Genomic DNA, 15,670 nt, shown 5'->3' with positions numbered 1-15,670 from the left:
GGGGGGGTATGTTTTTTTGGCGTTCGAAGGCGGCCCGCTGCACGCGCACACTATGGCGCGCGCGCCGCTGGCCGGCGCTGCTGTTGCTGGCGGCCTGTTGCTGGCGCGCGCTGGCCGCGGAGGCGCCGCCCGAGCCTCGGCCCATTTTCGCCTTCGACATTCCCGCCCAGCCGCTGCAGGCCGCGCTGGAACAGTACAGCAATGTGACGGGCGGATCGGTGGTGTATCGCGCAGCGTTGACCGTGGGGCGGCGTTCGGCCGCCGTGAAGGGAATCCATACGCCGGAGGCTGCCTTGCGCATGCTGATCGAAGGTTCTGGCCTGGTCGCCGAGTACACCGCGACGAACGCCGTGGTGCTGCAGCCCGAGCCGGCCGCGCCGGCCGTCGCGCGGCGGCCGGCAAATCCCACCGGGTCGTTCTATCGCAGTTACTACGGCCTGATCCAGGCCGGAGTGCGCGATGCGCTCTGCGGCCTGCCGGCGCTGGCCGTGGGCAGTTTCCGGGCGGCGGTGAGCTTTGGCGTGTCGGAGCAGGGACGGGTGCGGGACGCCCATCTGCTGGATTCCAGCGGCGACGCGGACCGCGACGAGGCGATCACGCAGGCGCTGAACGGCATCGCCCTGGGCAAGGCGCCGCCCGAGGGCCTGGCGCAGCCTTTCGTGATGCTGATCGTGCCGCAGTCGGCCGACCACGACCGCGCCTGCGTCATTCGCTAAGCGCCTGACCCGGATCCATGATGCCTTCCAGCCTGGCCGTACTGCGCGATTTCATGCTGCAGCGCTACGACGATCTCAAGGCGCGCCTGACGCGGCGCCTGGGCTGCGCCGACATGGCCAGCGACGCCTTGCAGGACACCTGGCTGCGGCTGGAGGGCAAGGACGAACTGGGGCCGGTCGACAGCCCGGGCGCGTACCTGCTGCGGATGGCGGTCAATGTGGCGGTGGACCAGCAGCGCGCCGAAAACCGCCGGCTCACCTCCAGCGAGGCCGAGGCCTTGCTCGCCTTGCCCGACCCCGCGCCCGGTCCGGCGCAGACGGCGCAAGGCCGCGAGGAACTGGACACGCTGGTGCGGGTCATGGGCGAGCTGTCCGAGCGTCAGCGCGGGGTGCTGTTGGCCGTGCGGCTGGAAGGACTGCCGCAGGCCGAGGTGGCGACGCGCATGGGCGTGTCGTTGCGCACCGTGGAGCGCGAATTGCGCAGCGCGCACGAGCACTGTGCGACGCGCGTCCGTAATTTATTGTCACCATAAAAAACGCATCCCCAAGGCGGATTCCGGCTGCGAGAACCGTCATAGGGGTAGCAAGGGGAATAACGGCGCGCCGCCGCTCCATGCCGGCATCGCCGTACAGAGAGAATCGTCATGAAGAGTGCATCCCGCGACGCCCGACGCAGACAGGCGGACATCGAGCGCCAGGCCCGTGCCTGGATAAGGCTGCTGGCCTCCGGCCAGGCCACGCTGCATGACGCCGAGGCCTTGAAGCTGTGGTGCGCGGCCAGCGAGGCGCATGCCGCCGCCTTCGCGCTGGAACTGCGGTTCTGGAACCAGGTGGGACCCGCCGCGCAACAGTTGCAGCGGCAGACGGCGCGGGCGTCCCACGAGCGCCCGGTTGCCCGCGCCTGGGGCCGCCGCGCGTTCCTGGGCACGGCGCTGGGCGGCACGGCCGCCGCCGCCATCGCCGCGGTGGTGGCGCCGCCGTTCGGCCTGTGGCGCTCGTTCGATGAGTGGGACGCAGACTACCGCACCGACACCGGCGGGCGCCGCCAGTTCGGCCTGGACCGGCAGGTGCAGGTCGACATGAACACGCAGACCAGCATCGCCCTGCGGCCGGATGTGGCGGGCGCGCTGGGCATGGAGCTGATCACGGGCGAAGCGGCCTTCGAGGCGCTGGCGCCCGACCGCAAGGTCACGGTGCTGGCCGGCGCCGGCAAGGCCAGCGCCAGCCAGGCGAAGTTCGAGCTGCGTCGCACCGGCAGCAGCGTCTGCCTGACCTGCGTCGGCGGCGAGGTCGCGCTGTCGCACGCGGGCGGCGAGCTGGTCCTGGCGCCGCGCCAGCAGGTCAGCTACGACCGCGAGCAGGTGGGCGCGATCCAGACGATAGACCCCGATGAGACCTCGGCCTGGCGGCAGGGCGCGCTGGTGTTCCGCCAGACGCCGCTGCCGGCCGTGGTGGCCGAGATCAACCGCTACCGGCGCGGCCACGTGGTGCTGCTGGACGGCAAGCGCGGCGCCAGCGCCATGAGCGGCCGCTTCGAGATCCGCGACATGGAGAAGGTGCTGGTGCAGATCGAGCGCGCCTTTGGCCTGAACGCCACGCGGCTGCCCGGCAACGTCGTCCTGCTCAGCTGAGCGGGCGCCCCGCGCGCCGGCTCATGGGCCAGCCGCGCGGACCTGCCTGCGCCATGTCGGTTTTGCGCCGCGAAACTCGTCCTACCCATGCAGACCCGGTAGCAGAGCGCCAGGCAGGCGCGGGCCGCGGCTGCGCGATGGAGAGAGCAGCAGTGTCGCGCAAACCGAACATAGGCATACGAGAGCTGAAGGAAAACCTGTCGGCCGTGGTGGATTCCGCCTGGGAGCATCCCGTGTCGGTGCACCGCTATGGCTCGCCCTGGGTCTGGATCGTCTCGCACGAAGTCTGGACCCGCAATACGCGCCGCATCGACTTCAATCCGGCCGGCCATCCGCTGGCCGCCGTGCGCCAGCATCTGGACATGGCGATGCGCGAGCGCCAGCCGCGCCTGCATGCGGCGGCGCTGCGGGCCATGCTGCGCATCGAGGCGCAGCCGCTGCTGCGGGCGCTGGCGGTGCAGCTGCTGTACGGACTGGAAACCGAGGCCGCGCTGCATGAGCAGATCTCCTGCAACCTGCTATTCCGCTGGTTCGTCGGCCTGTCCCTGGACCAGCAGATCTGGACGCCGCAGGAATTTGGATATTCGCTGGAGCGCGTGCTGGCCAGCGCCGAGCTGGTGGCCATCCTGGAGGAACTGCTGCTCGGCGCGCCGGTGGCGCCGATCGCGCAGGCTACCGGCATACCGCTGAACCAGGCTTTGTTGAGGGAGTGGCGGGCCCGCAGCGTGCGGGGCGGTTGAGACGGATTTGGCGGATTTTTCTTCTAGGAATCGTCTTAGAGAAAGACCGCAATGCCGGCCCCTGCCGGACCCCTGCAAGGAGATCGCCGTGTCAGCCATCGTCACCGTGAGTATGTTGGAACTGGACCGCAAGCTGTCCAAAGTGCTGGATAGCGCCCGCCGCGTTCCGGTGTCGGTGTCGCGCTATGGCTCGCCCTGGGTGTGGGTGGTGTCGCACGAGGCCTGGATGGGGCAGGTTCAGCTCACCCGCTTCGTGCCGCCCAGGCATCCCCTGGTGGGCCTGCGCGAACACGTGGACGACGTGCTGCGCGGCCATGCCGCCATGCTGGAGCGGGCCGTCGCGCAGCTGGCGCTGCGCACCGACGCGGCGGTGCTGTGCCGCGCCTTCATCCTGCAGCTGCTGTATCCGGTGGGCAGCCGCCGCTACTTCCTGGAGCAGATCGCCTACAACCTGCTGTTCCGTTGGTTCGCCGGCCTGACGCAGGGGCTGGGCGCCGACGAGGAGGCCGACCTGGACCGGGAGCTGGACCTGATCGGCCGGCGCCCGGAGATCGTGCAGGTGCTGCACCAGGCGCTGGACGACGGCTTGCTGACGCCGCCGAGCTGGGCAGTGCGCAAGCGGGCAGCCAGGAGTCCGGCCGGCACCGGACAGCGCCCGCTTGCGCGAGGCGTTGCGGGCTACGCGGTGAACGCGGGCCTGGCCGGCGCGCGTTGACGCCGTGGCATCGCGCTCCCGTCCGACGGACAGCATCGGCATGACGGTCACGCCCGCCCGCCGCCCCTCCGCGTCCGGCGATGTCCGGGCCTGTCTGAGCGATTTCCTGGTCGCCAATTACGCGCGGCTGATCGGCCGCCTGCGCGCCCGCCTGGGCTGCGAAGACCTGGCTTCCGACAGCCTGCACGACGCCTGGCTGCGCCTGGCGGATGGGCCGGCGCCGGAGCCGGGTGGCGCGGCGGGCGTCGTCAACCCCGGCGCCTACCTGTTCCGCATGGCCTGCAACATCGCCATCGACCGCCTGCGCGCCGAGCAGTTGCGGCGCGCGGGCGGTCCCGAGCTCGAACCGGACGAGGTCGAGGACGGCGCGCCCGGCCCGCAGCAGATCGCGCAGGCGCGTTCCTCATTGCGCGACTTCCTTCGGGAAGTGGACACGCTGCCCAGGCAGCAGCGCGCCGTGTACATCGACGTGCGCATCGAAGGGCTGCCGCAAAGCGCGGCGGCCTCGCGCTACGGCCTGTCGTCGCGCATCGTGCAGCGGCACCTGCGCGATGCAGGCCGGCACATGGCGGGGTATGCGCACAGGCTGGCCTGTCCGACGCCGCCACGCGCGCAGTGAAACGGCCGCGCGCGCAGGCGAATCTGTCGCCGCGGACGCAAATCCTTCATATGGGGTCGCTACGATTTTCGTCACCTGCCCGCCGCGCGCAGCCGGCGTGGCCGCCCCGTCACCGTCCAGCCCCCGTTCGAGCCCATCCGCCATGCCCAGGAATCCTCCGCGCGACACAGCAGGCCAGCAGGGATTCACGCTGGTCGAGGTCATGGTGGTGCTGGTCATCGTCGGCATCGCCACGGCCGCACTGGGCCTGTCCATCCGTTCCGATCCGGCCCGCAGGCTGCGCGACGACGCTCAGCAGCTGGCGCTGCGCATGCAGACCGCGCAGCAGGAAGCGCGCGCCGACGGCCGGCCCATCGCCTGGCAGGCGGATCTGTCCGGCTACCGTTACACGCGCGGCACCTGGGCGCTGGACGACGCCGCGCCGACGCTGGACATGACGCGGCTGGACGCCTTCGAACGCGACGCCACGCTGCGCCCGCAGCGCTGGCAATCGGGCGAGGTGCGCGTGACGCCCGCCAGGCCGGTGACGCTGGATGGCGAATGGTTCGGCGAGCCCTGGCAGCTGAAACTCTCCAACGGCGCGGCCGAAGTGGTCTTGCGGCGCACCGGCGGCGGACGCTATGTGGTCCAGTAGCGCGGGGGCCGGCGGGCAGCGGGGATTCACGCTGCTGGAAATCCTGATCGCGCTGGCCATCGTCAGCGTGGCGCTGGCCGCCGTGATGCGCACGACCGGCATGCTCACCACCAACAATGGCGTGCTGCGCGACCGCGCGCTGGCGCTCATGTCGGCGCAGAACCGGCTGGTTGAGCTGCAGCTGGCGCCGCCCGTGGCCACGGTAAGCCGGGATCGCGCGCCCTGTCCGCAGGGCGGATTGGCGCTGGTATGCGAAACGCGCCTGACCGACGTGGTGCGAGGATCCCGCCTGGCGACCGTGGAAGTGTTCCGCGACCGGCAGGCGGGCCCCCGGCTGGCCACGCTCAGCGCGGCGCTGGACAATCAGAGATAGGCCCATGGACCGGCGCCGGCAGAGCGGTTTCTCGCTGATCGAGGTGATCGTGGCCATCATGATCATGGCCATCATCAGCCTGCTGTCATGGCGGGCGATCGACAGCGTCTCGCTGACCAGCCGCAAGCTGGACGCGCGCAGCGACGAGATCACGGCGTTGCAGCGCGTGTTCGACCAGTTCGAGCGCGACGTCGCGTTGCGGGCCAGCCCCATGCAGGCCGCCGGCCAGGACTTCGGCGGCGTAGCGATCCGGCTGCGCGCCGCGCAGTCCGACCTGCGCAGCGTGGAGTTGATGCGCAGCATGGCCGGGCCGGCGGCGGGCTGGCAGCGCGTGCTGTGGGAGCGCGATGGCCGCAAGCTGTTGCGCGCGGCCGGTCCCTCTGGAGATCGCTATCCGCTGGCGCCGCCAGGTCCGGGCGAAACCGTGCTGGACGAGGTGCAGGAGTTCAACGTCCGCGTCTGGGTGCCAGGCAGGGGGTGGGGCGCGTTTCCAACCGGCGACGCGCCCGCCGCGACCGGGCTGGAATTGATCATCGCGCGCGGCCCGCCGGGCGAGCTGCAACGCTATCGCCGCGTGTACGCGCTGCACTAATGCGGCAGATCAATGCAACCGCAATTTTCGCGCGCGCCACCTGGCCACGCGGCCCAGGAGTCATATGCCCATGCGTGAAATCAGAATGCCTTCCTTGTCCGCCGCCCGCGCCGCCAGTCTGTGCCTGATGGCCGCCGCGCTCGCGGGCCTGGCGTGGTGGGGGTGGGCGCTGATGGAGCCCTTGCCCCAGGCCGCCACGCCCGCCGCCCGCGCCGGGGTGCCGCCAAGCGGCGCGGAACAGGCCGCCGCGTGGCTGGCGCCCGGCGCCGCGCGGCTGGATGTGAGGGTTGCGGGCGCGCTGTCCGGCGCCGGCCGTGGCGCGGCGGTGCTCTCGGTCAACGGCGGCCCGCCGCAGGCCTATGCGATCGGCGATGCGCTGACCGGCACGGCGCGCCTGGCGGACATCGAGGCGCAGGCGCTGATCGTGGAGCAATCGGGCGAGCGCATCCGCCTGCCCATGCCCGCACTGCAGGACAGCGCCAGCGGCGGACTGACGGCGGCGGCGCGCCAATAAAGCCATTCAGTCGTCAAAATGCTTGCTTTTTGTGGTAATAATGCTTTAAAATCCACTATGTTGCATTCATTTGACGTTGCGCGCTGTTCGTGCGCAAGTCATGTTGATCGCAGCTCATCTCCATGGCGCGGCCGTCCGATGCTCCCCCCGCAGCAGCACGCATCCGGCCCGCCCGACACCCTGCGCATTGTGTCTTGGCGGGAAGGCCACTGCCTTGAATAGGAGAGCATTCATGTTTCGCAAGCTCGGCGACAAATGGCAATTCGAAGTCGCACCGCTCAACTGGAAGGCGCCCGACACGGGCCAGCACACAGAGGCCGCTCCGGCTTCGGCTGAAACCCAGGGCTCGGAACGTTCCGACGGCCAGCGCGACGCCAACTAAACCCGCCTCCTGGCCCATCACGGCCGCCGCCGGTTCTCACCGGCGGCGGCCGTCGTCTTTTCCGGCCCGCCGCGCCTTTCAATCCGCCCGGTCCAGCAGCACGCGGTTGCGTCCGCTCATCTTGGCCTGGTAGAGCAGTTCGTCGGCGCGGCGGAACAGCGTTTCGGCGTGTTCCGCGCCGCTTCCCCATTCCACATACGACACGCCGAAACTGGCGGTCATGCCGAAGCGGCGGCCGTCGCAGCTGGTCACGCTAGCCTGGGCAATGCCCTGCCGCATCCGCTCGGCCATTTCCAGCGCCTGCCCCGGTTGGCTGGTGTGGCACAGGACCGCGAATTCCTCGCCACCGACCCGCGCCACCACATCGGCGTGGCGGAAGTTGCGGGCGCACAGCGCGGCGACGACCTTGAGCGCCTCGTCGCCAGCGGCATGACCGTAGGTGTCGTTGATGGACTTGAAATGATCGATGTCGAACAGGATGAAGGCCAGCACCGGGTCGGCGCCGCGCCAGCGCTCGCGCGTCTCTTCGAAGCGTCGTTCAAATGCGCGGCGATTGAGCAGGCCGGTCAGGAAATCCGTCTCGGCCATGGTCGCCAGATCCAGTATCAGGCGGTCACGCTCCGACTCCAGCCGCGACTTGCTGGCGGCGGTGTCCTTCAGGACGCTCAGGGCGCTGAACATCCCGTTGATCTCGCCCCGGTAGCGGTCCAGTGGAATGGCGGGGACGGGACCGCCGTCCGCGATAGCGCCGATGATGCGCGTCGCCTGCACGAACGGTCGGATGACGCGCTTGCGGAACTGGCTCAGCGACAGCAGCAGAGCAGCGGCCAGCATCGCGGCGGCGGCCAGCGTGGCCAGCAGCACGCGGACCGAGGAGGCGCGCTGAGCGGCGATGCGCTGCTCCACCCGGTCCAGCATGAAGTCGCGGAATTGCGTGATCGAGCGCATCAGGGGCACGTAGGCGTCGGCCACTTCGCGCGTCGTCAACCCGGCGCCCGCCGGACCGCGCGAGGCGAGTTCGCGCAGCCGCTCGATATAGGCGATGCCATCGCCCATGTACAGGTGCTTCATGTCCATGTAGGCAATGGTGCCGCGCAATTCCGGAATGCTGGAAATGCGCGCGTCGATCAGGGTTTGCAACTCCTCGATGCGGCCGAGCACGCGTTCGATCTTCAGCTGGTCCGCATCGTTCAATGCCCGGTGCCGGCTCAGAGCGGGAGTGAATGTCGAACCGAGCAGGCCGGCCTGTTCGCGCAGCTCGCCGGCCAGGATGGCCAGCGCCATCATGTCCGAGGCGTCGGATTGGTTGCGCATCACGATGCCGATGCTTTCGACCATGCCGGTGCGCAATTCAGGCACCACATCCACCATGCCGTCGACCACGGACCGCACGTTCTGGCCAGACCTGGCGCCTCGCGGCGCGTCGATGGCGAGGTCGGCGTTCGCGCGCGCGATCGCCAGGGCCTGGCGGATGCGTTGAATGTTGGAGAATTCCTTGGCGCCGTGCGGGCTCAGCGGCGCGCGGTACAGGGCCAGCAACTCGGCCAGCTTGGCATCGCTGCGTTCGCGGGCATCCCGCAGCGAGGCGAGGAGGGCGGGCGGCACCGGCAGGTTCTCGCCCAGCGCGGCGTTCATCGGGCCGCGCTCGGCCGAGACCAGCTCCATGGTCTGCAACGTGCAACGCACGGCGGTGAAGGCGGTGGAGGCGGCGGCGGTCGAGGCGTAGGCGCGCCAGTTCTGCTGGACCACGATGCCGGTGAGCACGGATACCGGCAAGACCACGCCCGTGGCCAGTATCAGGAAATACCGCTCCAAGGATTTGAGGGCGTAGGCACTGCGCAACATACGGAAAAACCGGCCCTAAAACAATGTCTGTGCCGCGCAGAATACTTGAATTGCTGCAGCAGGAGCGCCAAGCGCGCGCAAGCCGTCGCAATTTTGAAACGCTATATCAGAATAAATCTTTAAGTTTCAACAGAACTCGGATTTTCATCAGATTGTTGCGCCTTCGCGCATCGATGCGCGCCCATGCGGCGCTCAGGCCTGGCCTTGCAGCACGACCCGGTTGCGGCCGCCTTGCTTGGCGGCGTAGAGGGCTGCGTCGGCCTCGGCGAAGGCCTGCGCCGGCTCCGCGCCGAAATCCTGCCAACAGGCCACGCCAGCCGACACGGTGATACCGCCGATGCCGGGCATTGGACAGGCTTCGACCCGCTTGCGCAGCCGCTCGGCCACCAGGCCGGCTTCCTTCAGGCCCGCGCCGGGCAGCAGCATCAGGAATTCCTCGCCGCCGTTGCGGCACAGCACGTCGGCGGGGCGCGAGCATTCGCGCATGATCTGCGCCATGTGCCGGATCACCTCGTCGCCGGTCGAATGGCCATGCGTATCGTTGACGTTCTTGAAGTGGTCGATGTCCAGCGCGATCACGCCATAGCGGATGGCCGAGGCGCGCATTTGCTCGACGGCGTCCTGCATGCCGCGCCGGTTGCGCAGGCCGGTGAGGGGATCGGTGATGCTGGCCAGGTTGAGCTTGCCGATCTTCTCCTGCAGGCTGGTGAAGCTCCAGATGACGGCATGCTTCAGGCGCTCGGCCTCGAAGTACCAGGCTTTCACCGACCGGACGCGTTGCATGGCGACGGCCACATCGTGATGTTCCACATTGGTCGCCAGCTGCGCGAGCGGCAGCGAGATCATGCGAGCGCACCACCAGATCGCCAGCAGGAAAGCGATCGCCAGGGGCGCGGCATAGCCGAGCAGGGCCCAGATCAGCTCCTGGATCGGTTCCAGCGTGACGGCCGTGGGGCGCTGGGCGATGATGCCCCAGCCGCTGCTCGTCACCACCGCGTAGCCCGCCAGCATGTCGACGTCCTTGGTGTTCAGCAGGCGGCGTGCGCCTGACTCGCCTTGCTTGACGGCGGCGACCACGGGATTGTGCGAGACATCCTCGCCCAAGCGGCTGGGATCGACGTGGTAGATCAGCTTGCCGTCCCGGTCCACCACGTACAGATAGGAGCCATCCTGGTAATGGTGGCGGCCCAGCAGTTCCTGCAGGGCGCTCTCGTTGCGCAGGTGGATCGAACCCGCGATATAGCCACGATAGCGGCCATCGCGGGAGTAGATCGGGTGCGACAGCGTGATCAGCAGATTGCCGGCGATCGACACATAGGGCGGGCTGATCAGCGCCTGGCGCGCCTGGAGCGCGGCCCGGCTGCCCGGGCTGTCGACGCGCGCGCCGAGAAAGCCGCGAAAGTTTCGCGAGGCCGCCAGGATGACGCCGTCCGCGCCGACGATGCCCACGGAATTGAAGCTGTCGCTCTGTTCCTGCACCCGGCTCGCCTCGGCCTCGAGCGCGGCGGGCGAGTCCAACGCGTCGGCCACGTGCTGGGCGCTGTAGCGCAGTTGCTGCTGCGCGCCCTTCAGGAAGTTGGCCGCGCTCTCGGCCAGCTTGGCGGCATAGACGCGGTTGGACTCAAGCGTGTTGGCGATGAGCTGGTCGCGTTGCACGCAGTAGCTCGCGTACAGGGCGTTGGCGGTCGCGGCAATGGCGCTGAAGACGGTAAGGGCGAGCACCAGCCCGCGCAGATGGATACGCATCGAGAACGTGGCGGACATGGCTTGGTGCGGGCGCGGCGGCCACGTGACGGGTCAGCTTGTAGAGAGAGGGGGGATTACGAGCGAGATTGTAATCAGGAGCGGGCCGGCGCCCTCCAGGTCGTTGCGCTATCGGGCGGCGCCGGCATCGCCGGCGTCTCGCGGGGCGGCCGGCTGCTCCGTTGCCGCCAGATCGAACAGGCGGGCGGCCTTCAGCGTGGCCGCCGCGCCGGCGCGGTAGTAGCCCATGGCCGTGGCCACGCTGGCGTGGCCCGTCATGGCCATGGCATCGCCCAATGGCACTTGCTGGCGACCGGCCTCGGTGATGAAGCCCGAGCGCAGGCTGTGCGCGGAATAGCTTTCGTCCAGGCCCGCCAGCTCGCAGCGCTGGCGCACGATATCGCGCACGGCGGCGGCGGCCAGTGGCTCGCCCAGCACATCGCCGCGCCGGATCCGGCGGAACAGCGGGCCTTGCGTGATGCCGCTGGCATCCAGCCAGGCCTGCAGGGCCCGCGCCGCCGCTCCCACGATCGGCTTGGCGTCCTCGGCCCGGGCGGCGCCCGCCTGGTTGGTCTTGGAGTGGCGCAGCAGATAAAGAAAACCGTCCTCGCCGCGCGGCGTGTTCTCGACGGTGGCGCGCACGACTTCGGAGCGGCGCCGACCGCCGCTGGCCCAGGCGAACAGCAGTAGCGCCCGGTCGCGCAGTCCGCGCAGCGAATCGTCGCAGGTATCCAACAGCGCCTGCAGCGGCTCGCGCGTCAGGGCCGGCTTGCGCGCGGGCGCCGCGCCGCGCCGGGCATGCGCGCGGCGGGTGCGGGCGAGCAGATCGCGCAGCCCCTGCGCGCGGCACGGGTTCGGCAGCCCCAGCGTGTCATGCGCCTTGGACAGGACCGATACGCGTTGCAGCACCGTGTTCAGGCCCGGCGGCCCCAGGCGTCCCTTGACCTTCAGGCGGACGAGTTCCTGGTCCAGCGCGGCCGGCATTTCGTTGGTCAGACCTTGTTCGGTCTGGCGGCGGGCGTGGTCCACGACGAATTGCACGACAGCGGTCTCGGGCAAGGGCAGGGCGAAGCGCCGGCCGTAGCGCAGTTCGAACCAGGCCGCCCAGTAACGCATCGCGGCGCGGTAGCTGGCCGCCGTATTGGCCGAACTGCCTTCCCGCATCAGGGCGCGCGCGGCCTCGTCCGCGCTGCGGTCCAGAACGGCGGGGTCGAGCAGGGGCAGGGCGGGCAAGGGCTTCAGTTTCATGGAACGAGGTGATTTCGTGTGTGCAAGGCGATTTCCGGCCGGGAATCGGCCCAAAATCTTGCTTATGTATTATTTAATATGTATTGTGTTTGATATCTAACACAACTGCCAGATTACTCACGATAAGCTTCCATTATCGTGAGTAATTCCAGCCCTGCGCAAGGCAAAAACACCGAACGAGATCACTATGGCCACCGGAATCACGGAATCAGACGTCTGGACGGCGGCGGACGCGCTGCTGCTGGAAGGCGCGCGCCCCACCATCGAAAGAGTGCGGCAGAAGATCGGCCGGGGCTCGCCCAACACCGTCAGCCCCTATCTGGAGACCTGGTTCAAGGCGCTGGGCGCGCGCATCCGCGATCCGCGCGCCTTCGCCAGCCAGGAGGCCGTGCCCGATCCGGTCGCGCAGGCGGTGGCGCGTCTATGGGACGCCGCGCTGGAGCTGGCGCGCGCGGAACAGACCGCCGCCCAGCGCGACGCGCAAGCCGAACTGGCGGCGCAGCGGCAGGCCAATGCCGACGAAGCCGAACGCCTGCGCCAGCATGCCCTGGCGCTGGCGGCGCGGGAAGACGACATGCGGCTGAGCCTGGCCGTGGCCGGCACACAGCTCGAAGCGGCCGAGTCGCGCCTGCGCGCGGCCGAGGCGCAGTTGCGCCAGCGTGATGCCCAGTGGGATGCCGCGCAGGCCCAGCTGGCCGAATCCCGCGCGGCGGAACAGGCGCTGCAGGCGCAGGCGGAACAAGCCCGCGACGCGCATGCGCAGGCCCAATCCGCGCTCGAATCCCGCCACGCCGCGCATGAACGCCGCTGGCTCAACGAACTGGACGCGGAACGCAGCGCCGCCAAGCGCCTGCAGTCCAAGCTGGACGAGGCCGTCGCGGCGAGCCAACGCAAGACGGCCGCGCTGGAGGCAGAGCTGCTACGCGCCGGGGAACGCCAGCAGACCGGGGAACGCGAGGCCCAGGCCCGGTTTGCCGAACAGGCGGCGCGGCTGACAAGGCTGGAGGCGGAACTGGCCGCGGCGCACTCGGCGGCGGAACTGGCGGCCGGGAGCGCGAGGGCGCGGGAAGAGAGCCTGGAACAGCTACGCAGCGCGGCGCAGACTCAGACGGCCGAGCTGCAGGCCCGGATCCGGGAGCAGGATGGGCAACTGGCCGCGCTGACCCGGCATCTGATGATGCTGACCACGCCGGCGCCGGCCGCTCCGGAAATGGCGACCGGGCAGGGGAGCGACTGAGCCGGAGAGGCGGGCAAGCCGCGAATTACTTTCAGATTTGTCTGATTTCTATGGGCAGGCATGCCGCGGAAGATGAGCGCTCGACGCAGCCAGCCAAGGCGGGCGCGCCATCCTCATACTTCTCCGACGCCGCCCGGACGAACAGACGACCGGGCGTCGCCGGCAACAGCGACCGGGAGATCGACAGCCTCCTCCCGGACTGACAGGCACGGTCATGTCGCGCAGGCACGCGGCCAGAAAGAATCCATGACGATCAAGCTGCATCATCTGCAGTACCTTGCGGCGGTGGCCGGACGAGGCAGCGTGCGTTCCGCGGCGCTGACTTTGCGAGTGAGTTCTACGGCCGTCAGCCGCGGCCTGATCGATCTGGAAAATCTGGCCGGCCTGCCGCTATTCCAGCGCGGCGCCGCCGGCATGCTGCTGACCGATGCCGGCAAGGCCCTGCTGACCCATGCGCGCCAGGTGCTGGGACAGCTGGACGCCGTGGATCAAACCCTGGCGACGCTGCGCGGCGGAACGACGACGCGCATCACGATCGGCGTCACGCCATGGGTCGCGCGCGTTCTGCTCGGGCCGACCCTCCATTTGCTCATCCGGCGCCGCCCCGATGTGCGCTTCGATATCCACGAGCTCATCGGAGCCGAATACAGCGCGCTGCGCGATGGCACCCTCGACATGGCGATCGGCGTTGCGCCGCCGTCGGACGTGGCGGAATTCACGGTACGCCCCTTGCTCGACTACAGCATCACGGTGTCCTGTCGGCCAGGACACCCCTTGTCGAATGCGCGGGAGCTGGAGGAGCTGGCCGGCCAGGACTGGGTGCTGATCGGCGAAATAGAACACCATACCCCGGGCGTCCAGCGCTTGTGGCGCCGCGTCCTGGCGGCCTCCCAGCCTGTCCGGCTGCATTACGCGCGGTCTGCCCAGGTGGTCGGCGCCATCGTCAGAACCACGGACATGCTGACGATCAGTCCATGGCCGTTGATCGAGGCAGAGAAGGCGCGGATATTGCATCCGCTGACCCTGCGCGAAGAAATTCCGGAACAGACGATCGCGCTGCTGACCAAGCACAACTTCGCCCTGAGCGGCGCGGCGCGGGACTTCATCGATTGCCTCATGAGCGTGATCGAGCAAGGCCATAACTCGGAGGATCCGGCAATACGCCGTTCCTTCATGGCCGTGACGCGCTCCGATCACTGACGCGTTCCCCCATACATCCGCCTACATCCGCAGACCGCGCCGCGCAAGCGTCGACGATGCAAACCGTCGGTTGGCATGCCAACCCCGGCATCCTATTTTTCCCTAGGGACTGGCGTCGGCCGCGCTTCTAACATCCCGGCTTCGCATCGCTCGTGGCGGGTTGCATGGGCCGAGGCGCCGCATTTTCAACAGCATCACTGTTCCCTTCAACGTCCCGATCTCAGGACGACCTTCAACCACGGCGAGCGATAAATGGACGCATTCCTAAAGTCCCTGGGCACCGATGTGCAGGACTTCATCGATCTTAGAAGAGATCTGCATCAGCATCCCGAACTGAGTTTTGCCGAGCATCGAACCAGCGACATCGTGGCGAAACGCCTTGCCCGCATGGGCTACACGGTGGAGCTGGGCATCGGCGGCACCGGTGTGGTGGGGCAGCTCAGGCGCGGCAATGGCTCGCGGCATATCGGCATACGCGCCGACATGGATGCCTTGCCCATCGAAGAAAAAAACGCCTATTCATGGGTCAGCCAGTCCAGGGGCGTGATGCATGCCTGCGGCCACGACGGCCACACGGCGATGCTCCTGGCGGCGGCACAGGCGCTTGCCAGCGATACCGCCTGGAGCGGAACCCTGACCTTGATTTTCCAGCCGGCGGAAGAAGCCGGGGGGCCGCGCAGCGGCGCCGCGCGGATGATCGAGGACGGTCTCTTTGACAAGTACCCCGTCGACGCGGTCTATGCCATGCACAACGCGCCGGGCGTCGCCCAAGGCCGGCTGCAGTTTCGCGAAGGGCCGGCCATGGCATCCAGCGACAGGGCCACCATCCGCCTGGAGGGCGTGGGCGGGCACGCGGCCAAACCCGAGCGAACGATAGATCCGACCGTGGCGATGGCCAGCCTGGTGATGGCATTGCAGACCATCGTTTCCCGCAATGTCGGACCCGTCGGCAACGCAGTGATCAGCGTCGGCATGATGCATGCCGGCGAGTCGCGGACCGACGGCGCATACAACGTCATCCCCCAGGATGCCGTTCTGGGCCTGAGCATACGCGCATTGGATCCGGCCGTGCGTTCGCTGCTGGAGGAGCGCATTCGCGAAATCGCCCACGGCCAGGCCAACAGCTATGGCTGTGTGGCGCACGTCGACTACTTCCGAGGCTACCCCTCCGTGGTCAATACGGGCAGGGAAACGGATTTCGCCAAGTCTGTCGCGCTGGAGCTTATCGGCGCGGAGCAGGTGGATCTGGAGCGTCCCGTGGCCATGGGCAGCGAAGACTTCGCCTACATGCTGGAAAAGAAGCCCGGTTGCTATCTCTTCATCGGCAACGGCTCCATTGGATCCAAGGGCGGCAACACGATCCACAACCCGAATTACGACTTCAACGACGACAACGTCGCCATCGGCTGCGCGTATTGGTACCTGTTGGCCAAGCGCTATCTCGTTCCCCTTTGACGCAGACCATTGAACCCAGCCGCCTG

The 15,670-nt window shown here is 68.5% G+C and carries 17 protein-coding genes; 14 read left to right on the top strand and 3 right to left on the bottom strand.

Going from position 1 to position 15,670, the window contains the following annotated elements:
- Positions 1-8 precede the first annotated feature (8 nt).
- The 11 genes from C2U31_RS20475 to C2U31_RS30620 all read left to right on the top strand — a co-directional run bounded on the left by C2U31_RS20475 (position 9) and on the right by C2U31_RS30620 (position 6,916).
- Positions 9-716 carry a TonB C-terminal domain-containing protein gene (locus C2U31_RS20475; protein WP_233772435.1) on the top strand — a complete coding sequence of 236 codons (708 nt, stop codon included), beginning with the start codon at positions 9-11 and terminating at the stop codon, positions 714-716.
- Positions 717-733: 17 nt separating this feature from the next.
- The gene (locus C2U31_RS20470; RefSeq protein WP_103274459.1) at positions 734-1,249 is read left to right on the top strand and encodes an RNA polymerase sigma factor; all 516 of its coding nucleotides are present in this window, start codon (positions 734-736) and stop codon (positions 1,247-1,249) included.
- Between the two features lie 111 nt (positions 1,250-1,360).
- Positions 1,361-2,347, top strand: coding sequence for a FecR family protein (locus tag C2U31_RS20465; protein ID WP_103274458.1), 987 nt, complete (start codon positions 1,361-1,363; stop codon positions 2,345-2,347).
- A 152-nt stretch (positions 2,348-2,499) separates the two neighbouring features.
- Positions 2,500-3,087 (top strand): transposase, encoded by a 588-nt coding sequence (locus tag C2U31_RS20460; RefSeq protein WP_158658430.1) that lies wholly within the window; start codon positions 2,500-2,502, stop codon positions 3,085-3,087.
- Positions 3,088-3,175: 88 nt separating this feature from the next.
- On the top strand, positions 3,176-3,802 hold the full coding sequence (locus C2U31_RS20455; protein WP_158658429.1) for a transposase: 627 nt from the start codon (positions 3,176-3,178) through the stop codon (positions 3,800-3,802).
- A 40-nt stretch (positions 3,803-3,842) separates the two neighbouring features.
- On the top strand, positions 3,843-4,421 hold the full coding sequence (locus C2U31_RS20450; RefSeq protein ID WP_103274455.1) for an RNA polymerase sigma factor: 579 nt from the start codon (positions 3,843-3,845) through the stop codon (positions 4,419-4,421).
- Positions 4,422-4,563: 142 nt separating this feature from the next.
- On the top strand, positions 4,564-5,055 hold the full coding sequence (locus C2U31_RS20445) for a GspH/FimT family pseudopilin (protein ID WP_103274454.1): 492 nt from the start codon (positions 4,564-4,566) through the stop codon (positions 5,053-5,055).
- Positions 5,042-5,428, top strand: coding sequence for a type II secretion system minor pseudopilin GspI (gene gspI, locus C2U31_RS20440; protein WP_103274453.1), 387 nt, complete (start codon positions 5,042-5,044; stop codon positions 5,426-5,428). Before C2U31_RS20445 ends, gspI begins: the two co-directional genes overlap by 14 nt.
- Before the next feature lie 4 nt (positions 5,429-5,432).
- Positions 5,433-6,020, top strand: coding sequence for a type II secretion system protein J (locus C2U31_RS20435; RefSeq protein WP_103274452.1), 588 nt, complete (start codon positions 5,433-5,435; stop codon positions 6,018-6,020).
- A 70-nt stretch (positions 6,021-6,090) separates the two neighbouring features.
- Positions 6,091-6,534 carry a type II secretion system protein N gene (locus tag C2U31_RS20430; RefSeq protein ID WP_158658428.1) on the top strand — a complete coding sequence of 148 codons (444 nt, stop codon included), beginning with the start codon at positions 6,091-6,093 and terminating at the stop codon, positions 6,532-6,534.
- 232 nt (positions 6,535-6,766) lie between these two features.
- On the top strand, positions 6,767-6,916 hold the full coding sequence (locus C2U31_RS30620; protein WP_158658427.1) for a hypothetical protein: 150 nt from the start codon (positions 6,767-6,769) through the stop codon (positions 6,914-6,916).
- A 78-nt stretch (positions 6,917-6,994) separates the two neighbouring features.
- Here C2U31_RS30620 and C2U31_RS20425 read toward each other — a convergent pair whose 3' ends face one another.
- From C2U31_RS20425 to C2U31_RS20415, 3 genes are all read right to left on the bottom strand, one after another.
- A complete protein-coding gene (locus C2U31_RS20425; RefSeq protein WP_103274450.1) occupies positions 6,995-8,761 on the bottom strand; it encodes a diguanylate cyclase in 1,767 nt (588 codons plus the stop codon).
- A gap of 192 nt (positions 8,762-8,953) precedes the next feature.
- Positions 8,954-10,525, bottom strand: a complete 1,572-nt coding sequence (locus C2U31_RS20420) for a diguanylate cyclase (RefSeq protein WP_369869681.1) — start codon at positions 10,523-10,525, stop codon at positions 8,954-8,956.
- A gap of 108 nt (positions 10,526-10,633) precedes the next feature.
- Positions 10,634-11,752 carry a site-specific integrase gene (locus C2U31_RS20415; RefSeq protein ID WP_103274449.1) on the bottom strand — a complete coding sequence of 373 codons (1,119 nt, stop codon included), beginning with the start codon at positions 11,750-11,752 and terminating at the stop codon, positions 10,634-10,636.
- 187 nt (positions 11,753-11,939) lie between these two features.
- Here C2U31_RS20415 and C2U31_RS20410 point away from each other — a divergent pair, with 187 nt between their 5' ends.
- From C2U31_RS20410 to C2U31_RS20400, 3 genes are all read left to right on the top strand, one after another.
- Positions 11,940-12,989: a DNA-binding protein gene (locus C2U31_RS20410; protein WP_103274448.1), complete on the top strand. Its 1,050-nt coding sequence runs from the start codon at positions 11,940-11,942 to the stop codon at positions 12,987-12,989.
- A 246-nt stretch (positions 12,990-13,235) separates the two neighbouring features.
- Complete coding sequence (locus C2U31_RS20405) at positions 13,236-14,189, top strand: LysR family transcriptional regulator (protein WP_158658426.1); 954 nt, start codon at positions 13,236-13,238, stop codon at positions 14,187-14,189.
- 252 nt (positions 14,190-14,441) lie between these two features.
- Complete coding sequence (locus C2U31_RS20400) at positions 14,442-15,644, top strand: M20 aminoacylase family protein (protein WP_103274446.1); 1,203 nt, start codon at positions 14,442-14,444, stop codon at positions 15,642-15,644.
- Positions 15,645-15,670 lie beyond the last annotated feature (26 nt).

This window comes from Achromobacter sp. AONIH1, from assembly GCF_002902905.1.
GTDB lineage: Bacteria > Pseudomonadota > Gammaproteobacteria > Burkholderiales > Burkholderiaceae_B > Achromobacter.
Note: the sequence above shows the minus strand (reverse complement) of the source record. Positions and strands in the feature narration are given on the sequence as shown.

Bases quoted from the DNA above. Each gene is read 5' to 3' on its own strand.
- C2U31_RS20475 (WP_233772435.1), top strand. From the start codon at position 9: ATGTTTTTTTGGCGTTCGAAGGCGGCCCGCTGCACGCGCACACTATGG.
- C2U31_RS20470 (WP_103274459.1), top strand. From the start codon at position 734: ATGATGCCTTCCAGCCTGGCCGTACTGCGCGATTTCATGCTGCAGCGC.
- C2U31_RS20465 (WP_103274458.1), top strand. From the start codon at position 1,361: ATGAAGAGTGCATCCCGCGACGCCCGACGCAGACAGGCGGACATCGAG.
- C2U31_RS20450 (WP_103274455.1), top strand. From the start codon at position 3,843: ATGACGGTCACGCCCGCCCGCCGCCCCTCCGCGTCCGGCGATGTCCGG.
- C2U31_RS20445 (WP_103274454.1), top strand. From the start codon at position 4,564: ATGCCCAGGAATCCTCCGCGCGACACAGCAGGCCAGCAGGGATTCACG.
- gspI (WP_103274453.1), top strand. From the start codon at position 5,042: ATGTGGTCCAGTAGCGCGGGGGCCGGCGGGCAGCGGGGATTCACGCTG.
- C2U31_RS20435 (WP_103274452.1), top strand. From the start codon at position 5,433: ATGGACCGGCGCCGGCAGAGCGGTTTCTCGCTGATCGAGGTGATCGTG.
- C2U31_RS20430 (WP_158658428.1), top strand. From the start codon at position 6,091: ATGCGTGAAATCAGAATGCCTTCCTTGTCCGCCGCCCGCGCCGCCAGT.
- C2U31_RS30620 (WP_158658427.1), top strand. From the start codon at position 6,767: ATGTTTCGCAAGCTCGGCGACAAATGGCAATTCGAAGTCGCACCGCTC.
- C2U31_RS20425 (WP_103274450.1), bottom strand. From the start codon at position 8,761: ATGTTGCGCAGTGCCTACGCCCTCAAATCCTTGGAGCGGTATTTCCTG.
- C2U31_RS20420 (WP_369869681.1), bottom strand. From the start codon at position 10,525: ATGTCCGCCACGTTCTCGATGCGTATCCATCTGCGCGGGCTGGTGCTC.
- C2U31_RS20415 (WP_103274449.1), bottom strand. From the start codon at position 11,752: ATGAAACTGAAGCCCTTGCCCGCCCTGCCCCTGCTCGACCCCGCCGTT.
- C2U31_RS20410 (WP_103274448.1), top strand. From the start codon at position 11,940: ATGGCCACCGGAATCACGGAATCAGACGTCTGGACGGCGGCGGACGCG.
- C2U31_RS20405 (WP_158658426.1), top strand. From the start codon at position 13,236: ATGACGATCAAGCTGCATCATCTGCAGTACCTTGCGGCGGTGGCCGGA.
- C2U31_RS20400 (WP_103274446.1), top strand. From the start codon at position 14,442: ATGGACGCATTCCTAAAGTCCCTGGGCACCGATGTGCAGGACTTCATC.